The sequence below is a fragment of the Buttiauxella sp. A111 genome (assembly GCF_014189855.1).
GTDB lineage: Bacteria > Pseudomonadota > Gammaproteobacteria > Enterobacterales > Enterobacteriaceae > Buttiauxella > Buttiauxella selenatireducens.
On sequence record NZ_BJFN01000001.1, the window covers coordinates 500,290 to 520,279 of the forward strand.

Below are 19,990 nucleotides of genomic sequence, written 5' to 3' on the forward strand. Positions count from 1 at the left end.
ACGTTAACGAATAATTCCACGCGTTGACTGCGCAAAAAATCGTTCAAAAACAGCAGCAAGAGCAAAATCCCTTAGCGAGGCTTTTACCGCTATCTTCACCTCATCAATCGGTAAAGACTGCTGATACAGCATGCTGTAAAGCGAATGCACAAAATCCTGCTGCCGGGTATCTAATGCCAGAAAAGCGCGCGCATTAATATCGATGCCGGTTGGTCTTGCATGGTTACCGTCTGCCATCACAAACGGCGGAATGTCTTGCACCACGCCGCCCTGATCGGCAACCCTCGAATGCGCACCCAGCACGCAAAACTGGTGAATGGCGCACATAACTCCAACCTGTGCCCCGTCATCAAGAACCACATGCCCGGCCAACCCACTGTTATCGCCCATCAACGTTGCGTTACCCACCACGCAGTCATGGCCGATGTGCACACCATTCAGAAAGCGATTGTCATCACCAATCCGGGTTGTGGAATGCCCCTGGATTGTTCCGCGATGAATCGTGGATTTATTGCCAATCTGATTACGATCGCCGATCACCAGCGTCGTGGGTTCATTCGCATATTTAAGATCCTGATTGACTTCACCTATTGAGGCAAACTGACCAATAGTGTTATCGCGCCCAATCGTTGTGAGGCCATTGATGACCGAATGCGAACCGACAATTGTTCCCTCACCAATAACAACGCCTGTGGAAATAACACAAAATGGGCCAATGTTCACATGAGCGCCAAGCACGACGCCTGGCTCAACCACACTGTTACTGGCAACCCGAGCTAACGGGGAAATTGACATCAAATTTATCCTGATAGAGGCACAACACAATAACGCCATCATCGGTTAATTATTAATCCAGAGCGTGGATCAACAAGCAAGAGGGGAAGAAAGGGAAGCACGGCTTCGCCATTCGAATATCGTTAAGGAGGGTAAAGCGAGTGGAAGGCTTATCGACTGCGGGAATGATAATCAAATGCACGGCACATTACGCCATTTATTTATTATTTAATTGGCGGAACTTTGCATTACTTAAGAGCCAGTTTGATTTAATGACAGTTTGCAGACCTGGTTCCCCAGGTCTGCATGGAACGCTTACAGATAAATACGCAGATATTCGCCCAGGCACAGAATCGCCATTGCCTGGCCGTATGGCATAGAAGTCAGCGGGATCTGGCGATAAAACTCCAGATTGCTGCCCATGCCAGTACCGAATGAAACTTGCAACAACTCCCCTTCTGGCGAGATGTTCTTCACGATGCCCTTCATCGCTTTTTCCGCAACGCAAGCATACTGTTTGCCAATATAGCGTTTACGGATACCTTTCAGAATGCCATAGGCAAAGCCTGCCGTTGCCGAAGCTTCGAGGTAGGAATCAGGGTCATCAAGCAGTGTGTGCCACAAGCCGCTGTTGTCCTGGCATTTCGCCAACGCAGCAACCTGGCTTTCCAAAACTTGTACCAGATAACGGCGCACCGCATTATTTTCCGGTAAATCCACCAGCTCCAGGAAGTCAGGGATCACGATGGTCAACCAGCTGTTACCCCGCGCCCAACGCGCCTTAGCAAAGTTATGGTTGCCTTCGTAATTCCAGCCGTGGAACCACAGCCCCGTTTCCCTATCCATCAAATTCTGCACATGCAGCAGGAACTGATAAATCGCTTCTTCGACGTATTCCGGACGATTGAGCAGTTTGCCAATTTTCGCCAGCGGCAACACGGTCATCATGAGCGTGTCGTCCCACATTTGCTGATGGTTCTCTTCCGCCAGCGTAATGTGCTGCATGCCACCGTGCTCGGTACGCGGCATTTCATACATCGCCCACTCAGCCCAGCTTTCCAGCCACGGTAGATAAGCAGGGTCACGCGTTTCTTCGTAACGGTAGGCCAGAGTCAAAAATGGTGCCATCGTATTGACGTTTTTAGTGGTCGCTCCTTCGGCAAAACGGTCTGCGAACCAGCTATCAATAATTTCACACATCTTCTTATCGCCAGTCTGACGATAATATTGATAAATGCCGTACAAACCGACGCCGTGAGTCCACTCCCAGCCAGCCCAACCTTTAGTATCAATGACTCGTCCGTCATCCAGTCGCAGCAAGAATTGCCCCGTTTCATCCTTAATATTAACCAGATTGTCCGTCACCTTGTGGATCAGGGTATTAAGCTCATCCCGGGCAATAAAATGCTCCGGCTGGCACAATAATGGGCTGTGTTTGACGGGATAAATGATCATTAACTTAACCTCTGTGATGTATTCGAATTCAGTGTTGCAGCCTGTTTTAACGATGGAGCAGCAGGCTTATTACGATTGAGATAACCAATGTTGTTGTTGCCCCAAAGCGAGTCGTAAGGCATACCTGCCAGCAGTTCGACAGTTGCACGCGCTTCAGGAGTAATAGCTTCTGGCACCGCGCGGCCAGCCGCACGCATCTTCGCCGTTTCTTCACGTAACACGCTGTGAGTGTGCAGGTTCAATTTAAAGCGAAGGGAAATCAGGAAACCGCAGGCCAGTACCGCGACGGTACCGAAACTGAGAATCATCAAAATAGTATGGCTCACCGCCGGTGGCTGCGTAGTCTGCCCGGATACAAAGCCGGAAAGCTGCATCACGATACCCACCAACATAATCGCACCAGCCTGAGAAGCTTTACGCGTCAGAGTCATAATTCCGGCGAAGATACCTTCACGGCGTTGGCCGGTAATCACTTCATCCACGTCAGCGATGTAGGTGTAAATATTCCACGGTACATAGTTGATGCCGCCACGACCCAAACCAGCCAGGCCTGAAACCAGTAACAGTAAGGAGAAGACGTCGCTCAATCCGGCGTAATACAGCACGGCGTAGGACATTGAGCTCAGACCAAACAGCACAACCACTAAGCGGTAAGACGGTGCTGGGCCGTATTTAATGCACAGCGGGATCATGCCAATAACCGCGATAAATTGCAGAATAGCCATGGTGCCCATCAGGCTCGATGCCACGGAGGCACTTTGCATCAGCACAAACACGACGTAGTAGGTAAACACGGCGTTGAACACGTCCTGCGCGATGTAACCGCCCAGGTACATACCAAGGTGCTGGCGGAAAATCTTCACGCGCAGCGTTGAAGTGAGTTCGACGTTCAGACGTTTCATGCTCTGAGCAAATGTCAGGTTTTTCTTCTCTTCTTCTGCACGCAGTGCAGCTTCCGTCCATTCGCTACGAGGACGTTCCCAGGTAAAGAACCAGACCAGAGTCAATACAATCGCGCAAAGCGTGGCGAAGACCAGGCTTGAATAGAAGAAGGAGATCGCGTTGTCTTTACCGAAGTGGTTTAACAGAATACCTGGCAGGAATGCCGCAAGAATGGCCGAGAGCTGCGCCATGGAAATACGTGCGCCAGAGAATTTCGTCTTCTGTTTGAAGTCATCCGTCATTTCCGGTACCAGAGTTTCGTAAGGCACCAGAATCATGGTGTAAACCACGTCAAAAATCAGATAGGTCACCAGGTAGTACCAGTAACTCATCTCGCCAACCCACATGAAGCTGTAGCTAAATACCAGTGGGATACCCAGCAAAATAAAGAACTTACGACGACCGAAACGCTTACCAAGCCAGGTCGAGCCGAAGTTATCTGTCAGGAAGCCCATTAACGGACTCACGACCGCATCAAGTACTCTGGCCATGGCGAAAATGAATGTCGCCTCAATCGGCGTTAAACCACAAAAGGTGGTATAAAAATAGAGCAACCATGCGGCGGTCAGCGCCGTTGTCCCGGCACCCAGAAAGTCCCCAGACCCGTAGGCAAGATAATTTGCCAATCCAATCTTACGTGTTTTCATTGCCGTCAAACCCCGATTCTATTGTTATAGGAGATTGCACGTCCTGGCGTCTTTCGGCGCCTGCGAGAATCTTACAAGGCTAAGGTAAAATGACAGGGCAACTGATACCTTTCCATTTTTGCCACGGCTTGGCCGATGCTGGCAAAATCACAAAGAGTTCCACCATCAGCGTCACTGATTTATAAAACAATGGTTTATTTTTATCAAAGGCAGGAATTAAAAATGAGATGCAGAAAGGAAAAAGCCGCACAGAATGCTAATGCAGATCGGCTAAGGATCCGTTGATCGATCCTTAAACGGCGACACTTTGACGCCCTCGTATGAGACGATGATATCACCTCTATTCAGGTGGCCAGTTTTTGTTGACCACTTCAGGCTTTGGTGCCAACATTTGCGCCGAAAGGCGTTATCTAAGAAATGACTGGCGTTCACCAGGCAGGGAAAGCAATGAGTGAAGATAGCGTTAAGACATACCAGCCCCGCAATATCATCAACTCCACTGATGTCATGGCAACCATTACCTCGCGCAGTGAACAGCGCGGCGACAGCGAAGACATTCGCCGCTGGTTAGCCAACCACTTTTATCGCTGGGCTATCGGCAGTTTTCCCCTTGTTTCCCCAATTCGAAACGCGCTTGATTATGCCACCTGGTTCGGCGCACAGACTGACATGCCCGAATGGTTGCCGCCAAAGCTCACCGGCGGCGCAACGTTCTACTATCTCGACCCACAGCACCCGGAGCTACACGCTACAGAGCGTAATTTGGTGGAGTTTCTCAGCCGTCAAAATGACACCCGACTGGCGGGAAAACTGCAGCGTATCAACTGCTTTACCGCACTGGCGATGCGCGAAGCGGAACATAAAAAAATGCAACGCCGCCGTCAACAAGGCTGGCATCCCGCCACCCAGGAGGTACTAAAAAGAGTGCTCAGCGTGACCTGCGGGACGCTGGTTGAATTTGACGCCACGCATCCGGCGCTACGCTGCGAAATGGCCTATGAGTCCTGGCACATGCAGCACTGCGTGGGGCAGTTTCAGGATAACAACTCGCTTGCAGGCGGCTACGGTGACTACTACGCCAAACAAATTGAACATGGGGCAATGCGCCTGTTCAGCCTGCGCGACGAAAATAATATTCCTCACGTCACCATTAGCATGCGGATAAAGCCTGAAGGGCTGGAAATCGAGCAGATAAAAGGCAAACAAAACCGCTATCCGGTGAAAAAATACGCCGCCGATGTTTTGCATTTACTGCGCCATATCGCGGCACAACCGGTACGTCATGCCGACTGCGAAGGTATGGGTATTGTTTATGAAAAGACGCCGGACTACGAGGGCTGGAAATTCATTACCGATATCCACGATGAAAGTTTTCTGCTGAGCGTGCTGCACAACAATTTCCATCTGCTGCGGCACGTTACAGACCCGCCCGTCGCGTTACAATGGTTGCTGCTACACAGCTCGCCGGGCGAACTGCACCAGCTACAGACGATCGACCCCACGGTCGCAACGGCGGCCGAAATGTTGTACCCACAACAACTATGGCATCCCACCATTGCCGGAAAAAACACCGACTGCGAACCGTTCGAAATTGAAAGTGTCACGCTGCAAACCACGCGCTATTTAACCGCTGATGAGAGGAAATGACGTTGCATCTACTCCTTTCACTACTGGTCGCCATCATACTTATTGCCTGGAAATGCAAAAGAAAAGCGGCGCGAAGCAAAATGCCAACGGCGCAGGAGCAAGAACAAGAGCGACTGGCAGAACGACGCCGCGACACCCGTCGCCGCAAATGGGCACTGGCGCTGGCGGATATTCTCATTTTACGCAACGGTCTGAAAACGAAAGACGTCACGCTGGCGTTACAGATTGATGAGAGTAAACGTCAACATCTGGCGCAACAGGTGAAAAAAGAGCTGGGGCTCTCAGACGATCCTCGCGACGGCACACTCCACCAGCAGGTCGCTGATATTATGCAGCGCTGGCCTGCTGGCGTCGGTAAGACGCCACAGGGGTTTTATGAGCAGTTAGCCGCCCAGGGACAGGTTCGTGACGCGCTAGCTTTCGACTGCGCGCGCACCGCCTTTTTAACGCGCTGCATCGCCGGATTAGGCTGGTATCGCGACGAGCAGACATGGCTGGTTTTACTCCTCAACGCCCAGCGTGCCCAGGACTGCTTTCACAGTTGGGAAGATTACGCTACCGCTTACGTTCGCGCACGGCAGGTATGGCTGGAGCTACACCAAACCCCGACGACAGTGGCGGGGCGCGATCACCAGGAAGTCATGCAATATCTGGAAGACCCGCTCAGCCACTGGCGAGAATTGCCGTGGAATGACTTTAAAATTTTTGAACTCAATTGAGAGACGAACATATGGAATTGAACGATCGCTTAATCAATGCTACCGCGGCAATGTGCAACAGCAAAATGGCGCAAAACAGCGGCCAACGGGAGTGGTTCATCGCCGATATCGCCAGTTTCCTGCGCCAGGCGCGCTATGACGAGCTGGATGACGTGTTTAACCATGCCCTGACGGAAAGTTTCACCTGCCGCGAAGCGGAAAAACGCTATTTCCTCGCCTGGACGCAGATGTGTAACCCCCGCTATGATCTGCACCCGCTCGTTGAAGCCGGACCAGAAGGCCTGGCGCTTATTAAAGCCTGGCAAAACGCGCGTCCGCGTTCAACACACGCCTGGCTTGCGGAAACGCAATACTGGAACCATCGCGCATGGTTGTACCGTAGCTACGGCTGGGCGCGCGATACCTCGCACGCCATGTGGATTTGCGCCAGCGCCTGCAATGAGCAGATGATGATCGCCGCCATCAACGCCACCGACTGCGATCCGCGCCAGTGGATGGCCGCTTCACTCGCTAACACCAACGCGCAGGTATTTGGCTTTCCCGACTGGATGGCGGATTTTCTTAAAGGCAACGAGACCGCCGGCACCCCGGGCGTTCCGAAACTTGCCGCTTACCATCAGCGTTCGCCGCAGGAAATCGATGCACTGATAGCCCATTCTGGTTTGTCGCTGGACAACGCCATTTGCCCTTCCCTGCCGCGACCGTCTGTGCTGCTGACCACCGCTGATGACTTCAGCCCCAATTACTGGCTCACAGTATGTCTGAAGATTTTCCCAACGGCATACTGTGCATTGGGCGAGTATCTTCCTTTTCGCATGCCGCGCTGGAACGGCAGCCATCAAGAGATTAATGCGTTTCTGGCGTCCGAGACCTGTGCTCATCTCTCTGATAGCGAACGCGAACACCTGGAGCTACTGATCTGGTGGGATGAGTATCGTGATCTGAGCGTCAAAGAGATTGACGAACCTGAGATCAGAACCAAAATCATCGCGAAAGCGCAAGCCGTTGCCAACCATGCCCGGAATCAGGAAGATCGCCACAATGCACTGGGGTGGCTGCTGGCCTGTTATGACGATTTAGACGATGAAGACGCACTCTGGGACTGCATTCAACGGGCGGTCATGGAGAAAAAGAATTTAGACAATTACTTCACCTATAAGGCACTGCAGTTTGCGCTACGCGATTTCCCCGACAGCCACTGGATTTATAATTTTATTTGTCAGAATTCACAGAGCGCTGAAGGCTGGGCTGCGGTGATTTATCGCGGTTATTTCCAGTATGCGGGACTGTTTGGCTTTGAGAGAAATACAGAATTGGGCGCTGCATGGCTGGACCGCGTTTCATCCATACAACACAGCGCGACCTGGAAATGGACCATTCGCTCCTTCGGCTGGCTCAACCGTCCTGAGTATTGCGTGCCGCTGGCGGAGGTTGGTGCACAGCGTAATATTCCCGGCGCACTACACTGGCTGGCGGATGAATATAACAATCGGGACAATGGCACTCTTGTGCCTTATCAAACCTCCACCGCGCTGAACTATTATCAGCACGCCGCACAGATTCTGCGTGACCACATCGCCCAGCGCGACAACACGCCCTGGCGTCTGATCGCCAATGGCGGCTATAGCGATTACGAAGCGGATTTACGCGATATTTATTTCAGTCTTGCTATCTGCAACCAGCGACTGTGCGGGGAAGAAGGCGATCCCGCAAACTGGGCAGGCTACGAAAAAAATATCCTCGATTGTCTCTGGCAGGCGCATCAATTGGGTCACGAACAGGCCAAGGGTCTATTCTTACTCAATATTTATGAAGTTACCGATCTGACGCTGGCGCATTCTCATTTAGCGCGGGTCCAGGAAGAGGCTCAAAAAGGCACACTTCAGGCGATGGTGACGCTCGCGCGATTACACGGCAACAAAAATGACAAGCTATTGTTTAATATAAAACAAAGCGCCAAATGGACTCACTTTGCCGATACGCTTTACCCCGATAACGAGCTAGTCAGAGATTGTCTTTACAGAGTGCATTTCGATACGCGCTGGAAACGCATGCGTTATACCTGGCACACCGTGCGTATCCCGGCCTCGGAATTGCCAGGTCAGGTCAACCCGATGGTGTAGACGTTTACTCACAGATGAAGTGCAATGCCGCTCCACTAAAGTGAACGGCATTGCACACAAAATGCGGCTTTTTTATTATTGGTAGTTAACGATAACCTGATTACTACGTACTTTTAACGGGGGGAAAAGGGAACCGCCACCAGGGACTTCCCAGACAAAACGCAACGGCTCGTTGGCTGCAACATGGGTTAACCCGCGCGTCGTACCACTCTGCCCTTCTATCTCAACGCAACGCGTAACCGAGCATAATCTTACCAACAATCCCGCGGGTGTCGGCCCAATCAACTCATAGCGCCAGGCGACCAGAGTCATTCCCCCTTCAACCGGTTGTGAGGGGGACAAAGCGCGTGAAGATGCGGCAACACCACGGTGGCTGAGCGTTGCACCCACGCCCGTTGCCTGCCATGCCCCTTCTCCAGCGGCATGAACAACAAAAGGGAAAAAAATCAGCACTAACAAGCGGATCATTATTTCGCTCCGATAGTCGCGGTCATTCGGATATTGCGATTCTCCGACAGCTCAAGGCTTGAAAGCACCATTAATTGCGGCAAACTGCGGCGTAAGAAACGAGCCAAAAGCGGGCGCAGCGCGTGGTTCACCAGCAATACCGGAGGCGCACCGAGCATCTCCTGGCGTTTCAGGGCATCCTGAGCCTGCTCAAGCAAACGATCTGCCAGTCCCGGTTCAAGTCCGCCGCCCCCCTGCAAGGCCTGCAATAACAAACGTTCCAGTGCGGCATCAAGACCAATGACCTGCACCTCACCATTACCTGGGAACCACTGCTGGGTAATCGCACGACCCAGTGCTACACGCACCACCGCCGTTAATTCATGCGGGTCATTTTGCACAGGCGCATGTTCGGCCAGGGTTTCCAGAATAGTACGCATATCGCGAATCGGAACCTTTTCAGCCAGCAGGTTTTGCAACACTTTATGCAGCGTGGTGAGCGTTACCACCCCAGGGACCAGATCTTCGGTCAGTTTTGGCATCTCCTGCGAGACACGGTCGAGCAGTTGCTGCGCTTCCTGGCGGCCAAATAACTCTGGCGCAAACTGACCAATCAGATGGTTAAGGTGTGTTGCAACGACGGTACTGGCTTCCACCACCGTAAAGCCCTGAATCTGCGCCTGCTCTTTTAACGCGCTTTCAATCCAGGTGGCGGCGAGCCCAAAGGCTGGATCAGTGGTCGTTTCACCGGGCAGCGTGCCTGCGGCAGTGCCAGGGTTAATGGCAAGCCAACGACCTGGGTAGGCATCACCGCTACCAATCTCGACGCCTTTCATCAGAATGCGATAACGCGCGGGCGGCAAATCCATGTTGTCACGGATATGCACCACCGGAGGCAGGAACCCCATATCTTGCGCAAATTTCTTACGAATACTGCGGATTCGGCCTAACAGCTCGCCGTCTTGCTGGAAATCGACCATTGGGATCAAGCGGTAACCCACTTCCATGCCGAGCGAGTCTTCCAGTTGAACATCGTTCCACGTCGCTTCGACCGCCTGCGGATTTTCCTGTGGTTTCACCGGTGCTGCCGGTTTGACCGGAGCCTCCATTTGTCGGCCCCGCATCCACCAGGCAAGGGCCAGCAATGCAGCGGTGAACAGCAGGAAGACAAAGTTTGGCATCCCCGGCACCATGCCGAGCAAACCTAACACGGCCGCACTGAGCATCATCACTCGCGGGTTGTTGAACAGCTGAGTCACCATCTGTTCGCCGACGTCCTGATCGGTTGCCACGCGGGTTACAATCACGCCCGCCGCCGTTGAAATCACCAGTGCCGGAATCTGTGCAACCAGGCCATCACCGATGGTCAACAGCGTATAGCTTTCAGCCGCAGCCCCCACGGCCATATCATGTTGCAGAACACCAACTAACAAGCCGCCGACCACGTTAATCACCATGATCATCAGACCGGCTACGGCATCGCCACGCACGAACTTACTGGCACCGTCCATTGAGCCGTAGAAATCCGCCTCCTGGGTGACTTCAGAACGGCGTTTTTTTGCCTCTTCTTCACCGATCAACCCGGCATTCAGATCGGCATCAATGGCCATCTGTTTACCCGGCATCCCATCCAGGACAAAACGCGCCCCAACTTCGGCAATACGCCCGGCACCTTTGGTGATAACCATAAAGTTGATGATGACGAGGATGATGAACACCACAATACCAATGGCAAAGTTGCCACCGACCAGGAAGTGGCCGAAAGCTTCAACCACTTTACCGGCTGCTGCACCACCGGTATGCCCGTCCATCAAAATGATACGTGTTGAGGCCACGTTCAGCGCCAGGCGCAGCAATGTGGTAAACAGCAAAATGGTGGGGAACGCGGCAAATTCCAGGGTTTTCTGGGTGAACATCGCCACCAGCAGCACCATAATCGACAGCGCGATGTTAAACGTGAACAGCAAATCCAGTACAAACGCTGGCAGCGGCAGTACCATCATCGACAAGATCAGCAGGATAAGTATCGGCCCGGCAAGGATTTGCCATTGCCCAGATTTCATACTGGCAGGCAGACGCAACGTAGCGAGCAGATTAGCCATCAGAGTCCTTCTCGTTTGCAAAGTCCAGCGCCTCAGGCACCGGAAGATTTTCAGGTTTTTTCGGGATTAAACCGCCAGCGACACGCCAGCGACGCAGTTGCCATACCCACGCCAGCACTTCTGCCACCGCGGAATACAACTGCCCAGGAATTTGTTGGCCAATTTCTGCATGGCGATATAACGCACGAGCCAGCGGAGGCGCTTCCAGCATCGGAATGCGATGCTCGTTACCGATTTCACGGATACGCAGCGCGACCAAACCCGCGCCTTTCGCCAGGACTTTAGGGGCACTCATTTTGTTTTCGTCATACTGCAACGCCACCGAATAGTGCGTCGGGTTGGTGACAATCACATCGGCCTGTGGGACATCCGCCATCATGCGGCGGCGCGCCATGGCCCGTTGTTGCTGACGAATACGACCTTTAACGTGCGGGTCACCTTCTTGCTGCTTAAATTCGTCACGAATATCCTGGCGGCTCATGCGTAGCTTTTTCAGATTGCTGAAAATCTGGAAAAACACATCAAAGCCGACCATCGGCGTCAGCCCCAGTACAATCAACAAGCCACACACCGCCACCATATTGAGTGCATGGCCTAATGCCGCCAACGGCGGTTCACTCATCAGACGCATCATCTCTGGCCATTTGTGCAACAGATACCAGGTCGTGACGCTGCCCACCAAAATAGCTTTCAAAAACGCTTTAAGTAATTCGGACCCAGCCTGCGCCGAAAACATGCGCCCTAATCCCGCAATGGGGTTCATTTTGCTGAACTTAAACGCGATAGATTTGCCACTAAATAACAGCCCGCCGAGCATCATCGGTGCTGCAATCGCCACAATCACCAGGCCAAAAATCAATGGCAGCAGCGCCCAAACGGCTTGTTTACCCAGTTGGCTGATTTGGCTGATGATAAGACGTGGGTCGTTAATAATACTGTGGTCAAAGTGCAAACCCGCCGACAACATCGCCGCCAGTTGCCGTGCCAGCGGTTCGCCGCCCATCCAGATAATGCTTAACCCCGCCAGCAACATCAGCAGCGAGGTTAATTCACGGGAACGTGGGATTTGCCCGTCTTCACGCGCCTTTTCAAGTCGGTGGGGTGTGGGGGCTTCTGTTTTATCGTCGTCGCTTTCTTCTGACACCGCAACAATCTCATGGCCGCAATTACCAGCACAGCATGCCAGAGGGGGATAAAGCTAATGGGGGGAAAACGGGGGAGTTTTTGCGTTTGTTTGCGGGTTCAGCTTGTAAACTGAACCCGGTGAAAATCGGCTTTATGCGGTCAGGCAAAGCTCGAGTGGGTGTTTTGTTCCAACAGACGCATAAGATGTCCTTTCTGAATTAATTCAATATTACTGGCTACACCCATTTTTTTCATGGCACTCCTGCGATGAGCACTGATTGTCTTGATACTTTTATTTAAGAGTAGTGCGATATTAGAAAGCGGTAATCCTTGTATATAAAGGTCGGTAATTCGATGTTCGCTAGCACTCAGTTTTTTAATGGAGAACATTTTATCCTTCTCACCGTACGTAATTTTTCTGACTGGTTGTATGAATGACAAAATCACTTTTCTGATGATATTAATGGCAGTGTCATAACGTTCAAAAACAATATTCACCCCAGGTAATAATGTGGCGAAAAACTGAAGTATTGAGGGCTTCGCTAAAATCAATATCCGTTCTGCCTTACACTCCAATAACAACATCATCGCCTGCTGGCTAATATTGTTATTGCCAAAACTAAAAATAGCGACATCTTTCAGGGAGCCAGGGATAGAACCGATATCAGCAAGCAGCGCCACAATGGCTTTCCGTGCAAAGATATCATCACTGTAAACAAAGATATTATCCATATTATCTACGCAAGTAATGGGGAGGTTGCCCTCCCCTAATGTGAAAGGAAATTTATTTAAAATTATATTTAACGCCAATCATGGCCGCATTGTCGTTATAACCCTTATCGCCAATCTGGGAGGTCACATTGCCCCAAACGTTCAGGTTTTTATTGAGCTGTCCTTCAACGCCAACTTTCAGTTCCGCAATATTTTTAGCCCCGTCCATAGAAGATGAAACATCGTTCATCGTCGCACCAAAGCTATTGGTGTTATGGATCCAGTTAGCCTCTACAAATGGCTGGAACTCGCGATCTTTGCCATCGTCCATTTTGTTATGGCCTTTCAGGTAAGTTCTGACACCCAGGCGGGTCATCAGGTTACCGTCACCTTGAGAGGAAACATGAGTGCCATTGCTCTCGGTATGACCGTCAGCCTTAACTCCCATCCATATAGCCTGTGCTTGTGGTTGAACATACCAGGCGTTGGTCGACCCCTTACTGCCGCTATATTCGCCCGCTTTGAAGGTGTAACCCGTTTCCGCGGAAGCGGTGAAACCTTTAGATTTATAAGACTCGCTGTCTAATTCATCCCCTTTCACACTGTTGTTAAACCAGTTGTATTGCGCCCATGTATCAACATATGCGCCGGTATGTTCCGCTTCGTTAGCAAGCCAGGTGCCATAAACACCGACGCTATAACCATTCACCGAGCCGTCTGCACTGTAATGCGTGACGGAAGAACGCGTATTGCTATGGTTGTTGCCGTAACCTGCCATCACACCCAGATGGGTACGGTTATCATTTTCGCTGCCCCACTGCGCAATATCACCGCCCATCTGCAAGACATAACGGTTACTTTGGGTTTTAAGCTGACCGCTGTTATCGCGGAAGGCTGTGTGCCCGCCGATATTGCGCATCCACATACTGGTGACTTTTGTTTCGCCAGTCAGCATATCCACATAATTTGTCTCACCCAGCCTGTCGTGCAACGTGGTGACAAACATGGTATTCGCTGCCGCAATGTTTGCGGTGTAGGCACCGGCTTCCGGACGCACAATCGGGTCTGTCGGGCTAACCGGATTTACCGGATTAACAATGTTAGCCGGGACGGGATCTGGCGTTGGTGCCGGAGCCGGAGTCTGCGACTGCAAATACCAGTTGCCCGTATTCCCTTTATTCAGGAAGTAGTCATAAGCCCCTGCCACAGCGCGGCCTTGCAGAGCAAAATCCCCCGCCGACGCGCCATCCACATGAACCACTTCAATCCCGTTGATAGTCTGCGCACCCGCGCCGCCAAGGTTGTTCACCTGGACACGCGTATTGCCCGAAGTATCGCCCTTCACCACCAGTTTATCGGTTGCCGAGTTGTCATCGCCCAGCGCCGTATTCAGGTTCAACAACCCATTGTTACCAACATAATTTCCGTTCACCGTCAGCGTGTTACCCACAGAAGACCCGGCAAGATTCACCGTTCCACTGTTGTTCAGGCTACCGACTTTAAAATCACCCGCAGCACGGTCTTCATAACCGCTCATGGCGTTCAGCGCCGCAATCACCCCTTGGTTATTCACGCCTCCGGTGACTTCGCCGTTCCCCCCCAGCGTGGCACCTTCGGCGATATTCACCAGCCCGTTGCCCGAAATCTTACCGCTGGCTGCCGTGTCATCACCCAGGATAAGGCTACCCGCTCGCAGATTGGTTTCGCCGGTATAGGCCAAATCACGGTTCACGATTAACGCCGCACTTCCCAGCTTTTCAAGCTCGCCAGAACCCGTCACCGCATTAGCCAGCTCCCAGTCGTTATCGGCAGTAAGATGCAAGCTACCGTTGTTACTGATGCTCGCATCCCCCAGGTTTTCGGTACCAGATGCACGAAGATGCGTACCGGAATCCAGAGCGAATTCGCCCGCAAAAGCGCGGTTATCCGCAACAAGGTTGATATCTGCGTTGTCTTTCAGCTCAACGGTACCAACACCTGCCAGTTGTTTAGCCAGATTACCCACCGTTGCGGCATCCGTCGCCAGTTGCTTCGCAAACGTTAAGCGATCGTCTGCACCCGCCAGCGTGACCCGCCCGGAATCCCCGAGGCCAGAAACATGGTTCAGCAATACCTGTGAACCGCCTTGCAGCGCAACATCGCCGGTAAAGCCGGTATTTGCGCCATTCACCGTCACCACGCTTGGGTCGATAACTAACTTACCGGCACCCGCCAGCGTATCCGCATTGATCACGCCGCCGTTAACATCACCCGCGCTGCGTTGGGCATCGGTGATGGTCAACACGCTGCCTTCGGCCAAATCCAAATGGCTGTCTGCTGCGGTGTTCAGTGCGCCGATACTTTGGCTGAAACCGTGGGTGTCAACAAAAGCCAGATCTTCAATCGTCAGACGACGGGTTTTGCCCAGTACGTTGTCATTGGCAAAGTCCAACGTGCCGCTGCTAACGAGCGTTTCACCCAGATAATCGTTATCAAGGTTAGACAGGGAAACGTTGCCGGTTCCGGTATCAATATGTAAGTCGCCGTTACCTGTCACTTTTGCACTCAGGTCACTGGCCGCACCGGTTGCGCCGTTACTGTCGAGCACCAGCGCACTGGCGCCTTCGCCCAACAATTCGACTTGCTTCAGGCCATAGTTGATATACAAGCCGTCGGCGTTTTCGCCGCTGGTCATGCGGTAATCCCACGTTCCTTTGGCGACGGTTTCACCTGCCTGGGTGATATCGAGGGTGGCAGCATCGGTGATTTCGTTGCCGTCCTGATCGACAAGCTTGAGGTTGCCGCCGCTGCCGGTCACTGTGCCGCTGCTATCAGCCATTTTTACCAGTGTTTGCGCGTCGTCCTGCGCCATCAGCGGTAGATGATTATCCGGTAACGGGTTGTCGTTAATCACATTCGTCAGCGCGACTTTAATGACGCCCTGCCCACTGATATCAAGGTTGTTCCCCGTATGAATCAAGTTGTCAGCGATTGTCATCCCTGGGTTTAGCGCACCAAAGTCAGCCGTACCACCATTAAAGGCCAGTCCACCGATGTTTTGCTGCCCTTGACCTACGGTCGCAATACTGCCAGAACTTAATTTTAAACGTGCCGCGCTCAGAGCCTGAGTATTCGCATCTGCCAGTGCAAAAGTGCTGTTTGCCAGATCCAGCGTACCGTTAAATCCATCGGCTTTATTATTATTGGTAAAGGTAAAGGCTTTATTTGATAAATCGGCTTTTACCGTCCCGCTGCCTGCCAGGTGGTTTTTAAATTCCACATCACTGGTATTGTTGAGCACCAGGCTACTGCTCTCATCAATGTTAAATGTCGTGTCGGTACGGTCGGCTTTATCATCCCCTAATGCTAACAACACATTCGCTTCTGTTAAGCGGGAACCATTTTTAAGATTAACGGTTTCCATTCCGGTAATTGCATTCGCATCCTTGAGAATATATTGCGAATTGTCCAGATTCAGGGTGTCTTTCCCCTCTCCACCGTTGAGCGAAGTGAAGAGTGAAGTTTCCTGCTCGCCAATATTCACCAGATTGAAAATATCAACACCGTTGCCCGTAAAGAAGTCAGTGCCTTTACTGCCGCTTTGCAGATTAACGGTATTATCACCCGTCAGCAGATTCACTTTACCGATAATTTCAGCGCCGCTATTGTTGTTGAAGGTCATTCCGTTGCCTGAATTGCTTAATACGGCAATCTGGCTGGCATCTTTAGCTTTGATAGCACCGCTGTTAGTAAAGCTATTGACTTTACCGTTATCCAGATTGACGACTTCTGTGGTCAGTGAAGTCGAATTTAACTGGCCTGCCTGCAATACATTGGTGGTTGTCCCCCCCACCGCAAGCGCAGCACCGCCGTTATCAGCCTGAACGTTAACCTTCGTCCCGTTTTTCACTGAACCGCTGGTGTTAGTGACAATGCCTGAACCATTTGCCCCAGTGACATTGATCGTCAAACCATCGGAATCCAGCAGATTTAAATCCGCCGTGGTTGCGGAACCATCAGCATGCATTAATGCAATACCTTTACCCGAACCGTTAACCGTGATCGCGCCGCTGTTGGACAGACCCAATTCGGCTCCAGTTCGAATAGCTGCGCCCTGTTCCACGTTCAGCTTCGCATTAACGATACGAATACCAGCAACTTCAGCGGCGTTTTCAATAGCGTTGCCCGTTTCGGTCACAGAAATGGTCGCATCGGTCACGGTCAATTCAGGATCTGGCGATGCACGTAAAAGCGAAGGGTTTGTTGGAACATCCAACAAAACACCGTGTGCGCCGTTTTTGGCAATTGTCGTTCCCTGCCCGCTTAACGCCAGCGAAGCCCCGTCTTTCAGACGATAAGCCGCCGTTCCGCCTGTCGCCGTCACGGTTCCGGTGTTTAACACTTTCGATGCGCCACCCACGATATCAACGGCAATCCCATTTACCGAGATATCACTGCTGTTTTCCAGCTTGCCACCGTCAACCAAAACGCCAGTGCTGTCAGCTGCCGTAAATGACAACGATCCCTTGTGAATCAATGTGCCATTGTTACGCGCGATATACCCCATCGCCCCCGTGGCTGCGTTGGTGTTATCAATTTTCGCGTAAGACGTAAGCTGTGAAGCACCCGTGGCACCCGCCGCTCCCATGATGGATGTTGAATTACCATCCACAATCCCAGCCGTCGCATTTTCAGCCGTCAGAGCCAGTATGACACCCTGATCCAAAACGCCCTGCGCGCCACCTTCAACTTTAACTGCGGTGGCACCTTTAGCATTAACGTTGAGCACCATCCTCCCGGTGTTCAATTTACTGATGGTTTTACCGTCATCACTTTTCCCGGTAACCAACAGAATCGTGCTGTTCTCACCGCTGGCTTTCATCACAGAGGTGCTGCTATCACTACCCGCAAACGTCGAACCGCCATCAATGCGATAAAGTGTTGAACCTTTGGTTGAGACATTCTGCTCGCCCGCGCTGTTATCTACGATGGCCGAACCCGCACCGTAGACAAAGTAGCCAAGCTGGTTTTCACCGGAGTCGAAGGCAACCTGGCCCGCCCCCTCGAGTTTTACAACGCCTTTATTTTTTGCATAAATCCCAATTGCGCGATCTCCTTTAAGCGCAACCGTGCCTGATTGTGTCGCAACCGCACCTGCACCTTCAGCCTGAATACCGTAGTTGGCAGTTTTGCTGACCGGATCAACGCCCTGATTAACATTAATCGTACCGCTATTCGTTGCCGTACTCCCGGTATTGACCATCAGCCCTTTGGCGTTAATACCGTTGAGATTAATGGTTCCGCTGTTTGTCACCTGTTTAGCGCTGCCAGAAGAACTTATCCCGGTATTAAGACCGCTGGAATCCCCGTTCTGGGCAACACGACCATTAATATCAATCGTGCCTTTTTGATTAACCACTGAAGCTGCGTCAGAGACGGAAATAGCCGTTGCGCCTTGAGTTTGTGAACCCAAAGTAATATTGGCAGTGGCATTGTTATTAAATACACCGCCTTTAATTACGTTGACTCCAACAGTCCCGAACTGATTAACCAATACATCGCTGGTCATATCGGATAACGATCGCTGCGCCTGACGCCCAATATAGAGTTGACCGTTATTGTCGAATTTAGCCTGGTTTTGCACAATAACACCGGTTGCAACATACCCACCATTAACCGAGGCAGGAGGCGGAAGTGCAGCAACATTTATAGCGCCGTTGTTGACAAGCGTCGCGGCATCATTGAGTGAAACACCCGTGCTCAAAGCATAATCCTGAACAGGTGCCACGTTAATAATGCCGTCGTTTAATACCGTACTGTTGCCATTGGCATTAATACCCACCTGCATACCGATGCCGGTATTGGTCCCTTTGCTTTTGGCCGGGGTGTACGCCTGCATTTCAGGATTGGTACCTGCATCAATAACACCCTGGTTATTAACCACACTATTATTTGCATAGACAACATAGGCTCCACGCAAAGAGTTATACGCTGTACCCAGAACACCCAGGTTATTTAGCACCGCACCATTTAACAGCCTGACCAGCGAAGCATCAGAGTTATATAATTGTATATTGGCATCTTTGCTAATATTAACCCTTGCATCGGCACCGTCGGCCTTAATAAAGGACACACGGTCGCGATCAACATTCATATTGGTTGCGTCATTGGCAGGAATATTCGCACTGACATAAACCTGTTTCAGCGTTGTATCATAAGCTTTAGCAATTTCGGCATCGTAATCCGCAGCGGCTAGCGCACCGGTTTTAATCGCATTTTGCAGTGCAGTATTGTAAGCCTGGAAACCTGCCAGATCGTTAACAACAAAGTTACCAATTTTGCTGTTTACCGCATTGCTGAAACCACCGACAAAAGAGGCGACCGACTTAGCACCAGAGTTATTATTATTGGTGTTACCCAACGTGGCGACAGTTTTAGAATTGTAATCAAGCGTGCCTGTTCCACCGACATCAAATATGCTGGCAGTAGGAATATCCTTTTGGCTTCCCTTCATTATTACTGAAAGGTTATTTGCGGCATTGTTCACCCAGTTTGTCACCGTAGAACCGACACTAACCGTCAGGTCTCCCCCTGATTTGACAGAGAAAAGGTTTGTGTCAACATACTGACCATGCTCGCCCACAGCATAAGAGTTAGGGAACATAAATGAAGCCGCAGAGCTAACGGCCATGTTTGCATTATCGTAAACGGAAACGGTTACCTGATTCTGAGTTTGCTTATCCGTATATGAAATAGTCTGGCTTTTTTTACCAATTTTAAATATATCACCGGAAATATATTCAGATCCTGAAGTCACTATACCTGCATCAAGTGCTTGTTGCAGCGTGAAGTTTTTATAACCGGGGTCACCTTTGCTAATATTAGCAAAACCATTACTGCCGCCAGTAATCAGATTAACCTGTCCGGTAATAATTGAATACGCGCTATCCTGTGGCGTAAAGAAGCCCACTTCACTGTCCGTCGCGAAGGTTTTTTCTGTCGCCAGTGCCGATAAAATGCAGGTCAGCAGCATTTTCCTGGAGAAAATAACATCGGCTAATATCGCGCCAGCGCAAGATGATTTGCTTTTCTTCCGGCCCTGAGAAAGTTCGGAGGCGACAACATATCTGCCAAGCGTGGCATTCCAAATCACTTTGTAAAACTTGTTCATATGACACCCGATCATGCTTAAATATAATTAACTTTGCGAGGTTAAATGAGTTATTTATTTAACCCGTTAGACAAAATCAGTGAATTTAATGTATAGTCAGGCCTCCACTATTTAGTGGATAAACAATTAATACATATGACTGATTTTG

At 51.1% G+C, this 19,990-nt stretch carries 11 protein-coding genes; 3 read left to right on the plus strand and 8 right to left on the minus strand.

Annotated elements, in window-relative coordinates; genetic code table 11:
* Positions 1-3: 3 nt before the first annotated feature.
* The 3 genes from lpxA to BSPA111_RS02290 all read right to left on the minus strand — a co-directional run bounded on the left by lpxA (position 4) and on the right by BSPA111_RS02290 (position 3,818).
* Entirely contained in the window at positions 4-795 is a 792-nt protein-coding gene (gene lpxA, locus BSPA111_RS02280; RefSeq protein ID WP_183269590.1) for an acyl-ACP--UDP-N-acetylglucosamine O-acyltransferase, read from the minus strand.
* 294 nt (positions 796-1,089) lie between these two features.
* A complete protein-coding gene (locus BSPA111_RS02285; protein WP_183269591.1) occupies positions 1,090-2,229 on the minus strand; it encodes a glycoside hydrolase family 105 protein in 1,140 nt (379 codons plus the stop codon).
* Positions 2,229-3,818, minus strand: a complete 1,590-nt coding sequence (locus BSPA111_RS02290; protein WP_183269592.1) for an MFS transporter — start codon at positions 3,816-3,818, stop codon at positions 2,229-2,231. The genes BSPA111_RS02285 and BSPA111_RS02290 overlap by 1 nt, the downstream gene beginning before the upstream one ends.
* A 447-nt stretch (positions 3,819-4,265) precedes the next feature.
* Between BSPA111_RS02290 and BSPA111_RS02295 the strand changes: the two genes are divergently transcribed.
* The 3 genes from BSPA111_RS02295 to BSPA111_RS02305 are packed head-to-tail and all read left to right on the plus strand — an operon-like array spanning position 4,266 to position 8,307.
* Positions 4,266-5,465 carry a PcfJ domain-containing protein gene (locus BSPA111_RS02295; RefSeq protein ID WP_183270267.1) on the plus strand — a complete coding sequence of 400 codons (1,200 nt, stop codon included), beginning with the start codon at positions 4,266-4,268 and terminating at the stop codon, positions 5,463-5,465.
* Positions 5,462-6,184 carry a DUF1266 domain-containing protein gene (locus tag BSPA111_RS02300; protein ID WP_373925612.1) on the plus strand — a complete coding sequence of 241 codons (723 nt, stop codon included), beginning with the start codon at positions 5,462-5,464 and terminating at the stop codon, positions 6,182-6,184. The genes BSPA111_RS02295 and BSPA111_RS02300 overlap by 4 nt, the downstream gene beginning before the upstream one ends.
* A gap of 11 nt (positions 6,185-6,195) precedes the next feature.
* On the plus strand, positions 6,196-8,307 hold the full coding sequence (locus BSPA111_RS02305) for a DUF4034 domain-containing protein (protein WP_183269593.1): 2,112 nt from the start codon (positions 6,196-6,198) through the stop codon (positions 8,305-8,307).
* A gap of 75 nt (positions 8,308-8,382) precedes the next feature.
* On the opposite strand, the gene BSPA111_RS02310 is transcribed toward BSPA111_RS02305, so the two are convergent.
* The 5 genes from BSPA111_RS02310 to BSPA111_RS02330 form a co-directional block, all read right to left on the minus strand.
* On the minus strand, positions 8,383-8,775 hold the full coding sequence (locus BSPA111_RS02310; RefSeq protein ID WP_183269594.1) for a flagellar protein FlhE: 393 nt from the start codon (positions 8,773-8,775) through the stop codon (positions 8,383-8,385).
* A complete protein-coding gene (gene flhA / locus BSPA111_RS02315; RefSeq protein WP_183269595.1) occupies positions 8,775-10,856 on the minus strand; it encodes a flagellar biosynthesis protein FlhA in 2,082 nt (693 codons plus the stop codon). Before flhA ends, BSPA111_RS02310 begins: the two co-directional genes overlap by 1 nt.
* Positions 10,849-12,000: a flagellar biosynthesis protein FlhB gene (gene flhB / locus BSPA111_RS02320; protein WP_183269596.1), complete on the minus strand. Its 1,152-nt coding sequence runs from the start codon at positions 11,998-12,000 to the stop codon at positions 10,849-10,851. Before flhB ends, flhA begins: the two co-directional genes overlap by 8 nt.
* 140 nt (positions 12,001-12,140) lie before the next feature.
* A complete protein-coding gene (locus tag BSPA111_RS02325) occupies positions 12,141-12,713 on the minus strand; it encodes a helix-turn-helix transcriptional regulator (RefSeq protein WP_183269597.1) in 573 nt (190 codons plus the stop codon).
* A 52-nt stretch (positions 12,714-12,765) separates the two neighbouring features.
* Entirely contained in the window at positions 12,766-19,842 is a 7,077-nt protein-coding gene (locus BSPA111_RS02330) for an autotransporter outer membrane beta-barrel domain-containing protein (RefSeq protein WP_183269598.1), read from the minus strand.
* Between the last annotated feature and the right edge of the window lie 148 nt (positions 19,843-19,990).

Coding starts and splice junctions, on each gene's coding strand:
- BSPA111_RS02285 (WP_183269591.1), bottom strand. CDS start 2,229: ATGATCATTTATCCCGTCAAACACAGCCCATTATTGTGCCAGCCGGAG.
- BSPA111_RS02305 (WP_183269593.1), top strand. CDS start 6,196: ATGGAATTGAACGATCGCTTAATCAATGCTACCGCGGCAATGTGCAAC.
- BSPA111_RS02325 (WP_183269597.1), bottom strand. CDS start 12,713: ATGGATAATATCTTTGTTTACAGTGATGATATCTTTGCACGGAAAGCC.
- BSPA111_RS02310 (WP_183269594.1), bottom strand. CDS start 8,775: ATGATCCGCTTGTTAGTGCTGATTTTTTTCCCTTTTGTTGTTCATGCC.
- lpxA (WP_183269590.1), bottom strand. CDS start 795: ATGTCAATTTCCCCGTTAGCTCGGGTTGCCAGTAACAGTGTGGTTGAG.
- BSPA111_RS02290 (WP_183269592.1), bottom strand. CDS start 3,818: ATGAAAACACGTAAGATTGGATTGGCAAATTATCTTGCCTACGGGTCT.
- BSPA111_RS02295 (WP_183270267.1), top strand. CDS start 4,266: ATGAGTGAAGATAGCGTTAAGACATACCAGCCCCGCAATATCATCAAC.
- BSPA111_RS02330 (WP_183269598.1), bottom strand. CDS start 19,842: ATGAACAAGTTTTACAAAGTGATTTGGAATGCCACGCTTGGCAGATAT.
- BSPA111_RS02300 (WP_373925612.1), top strand. CDS start 5,462: ATGACGTTGCATCTACTCCTTTCACTACTGGTCGCCATCATACTTATT.
- flhA (WP_183269595.1), bottom strand. CDS start 10,856: ATGGCTAATCTGCTCGCTACGTTGCGTCTGCCTGCCAGTATGAAATCT.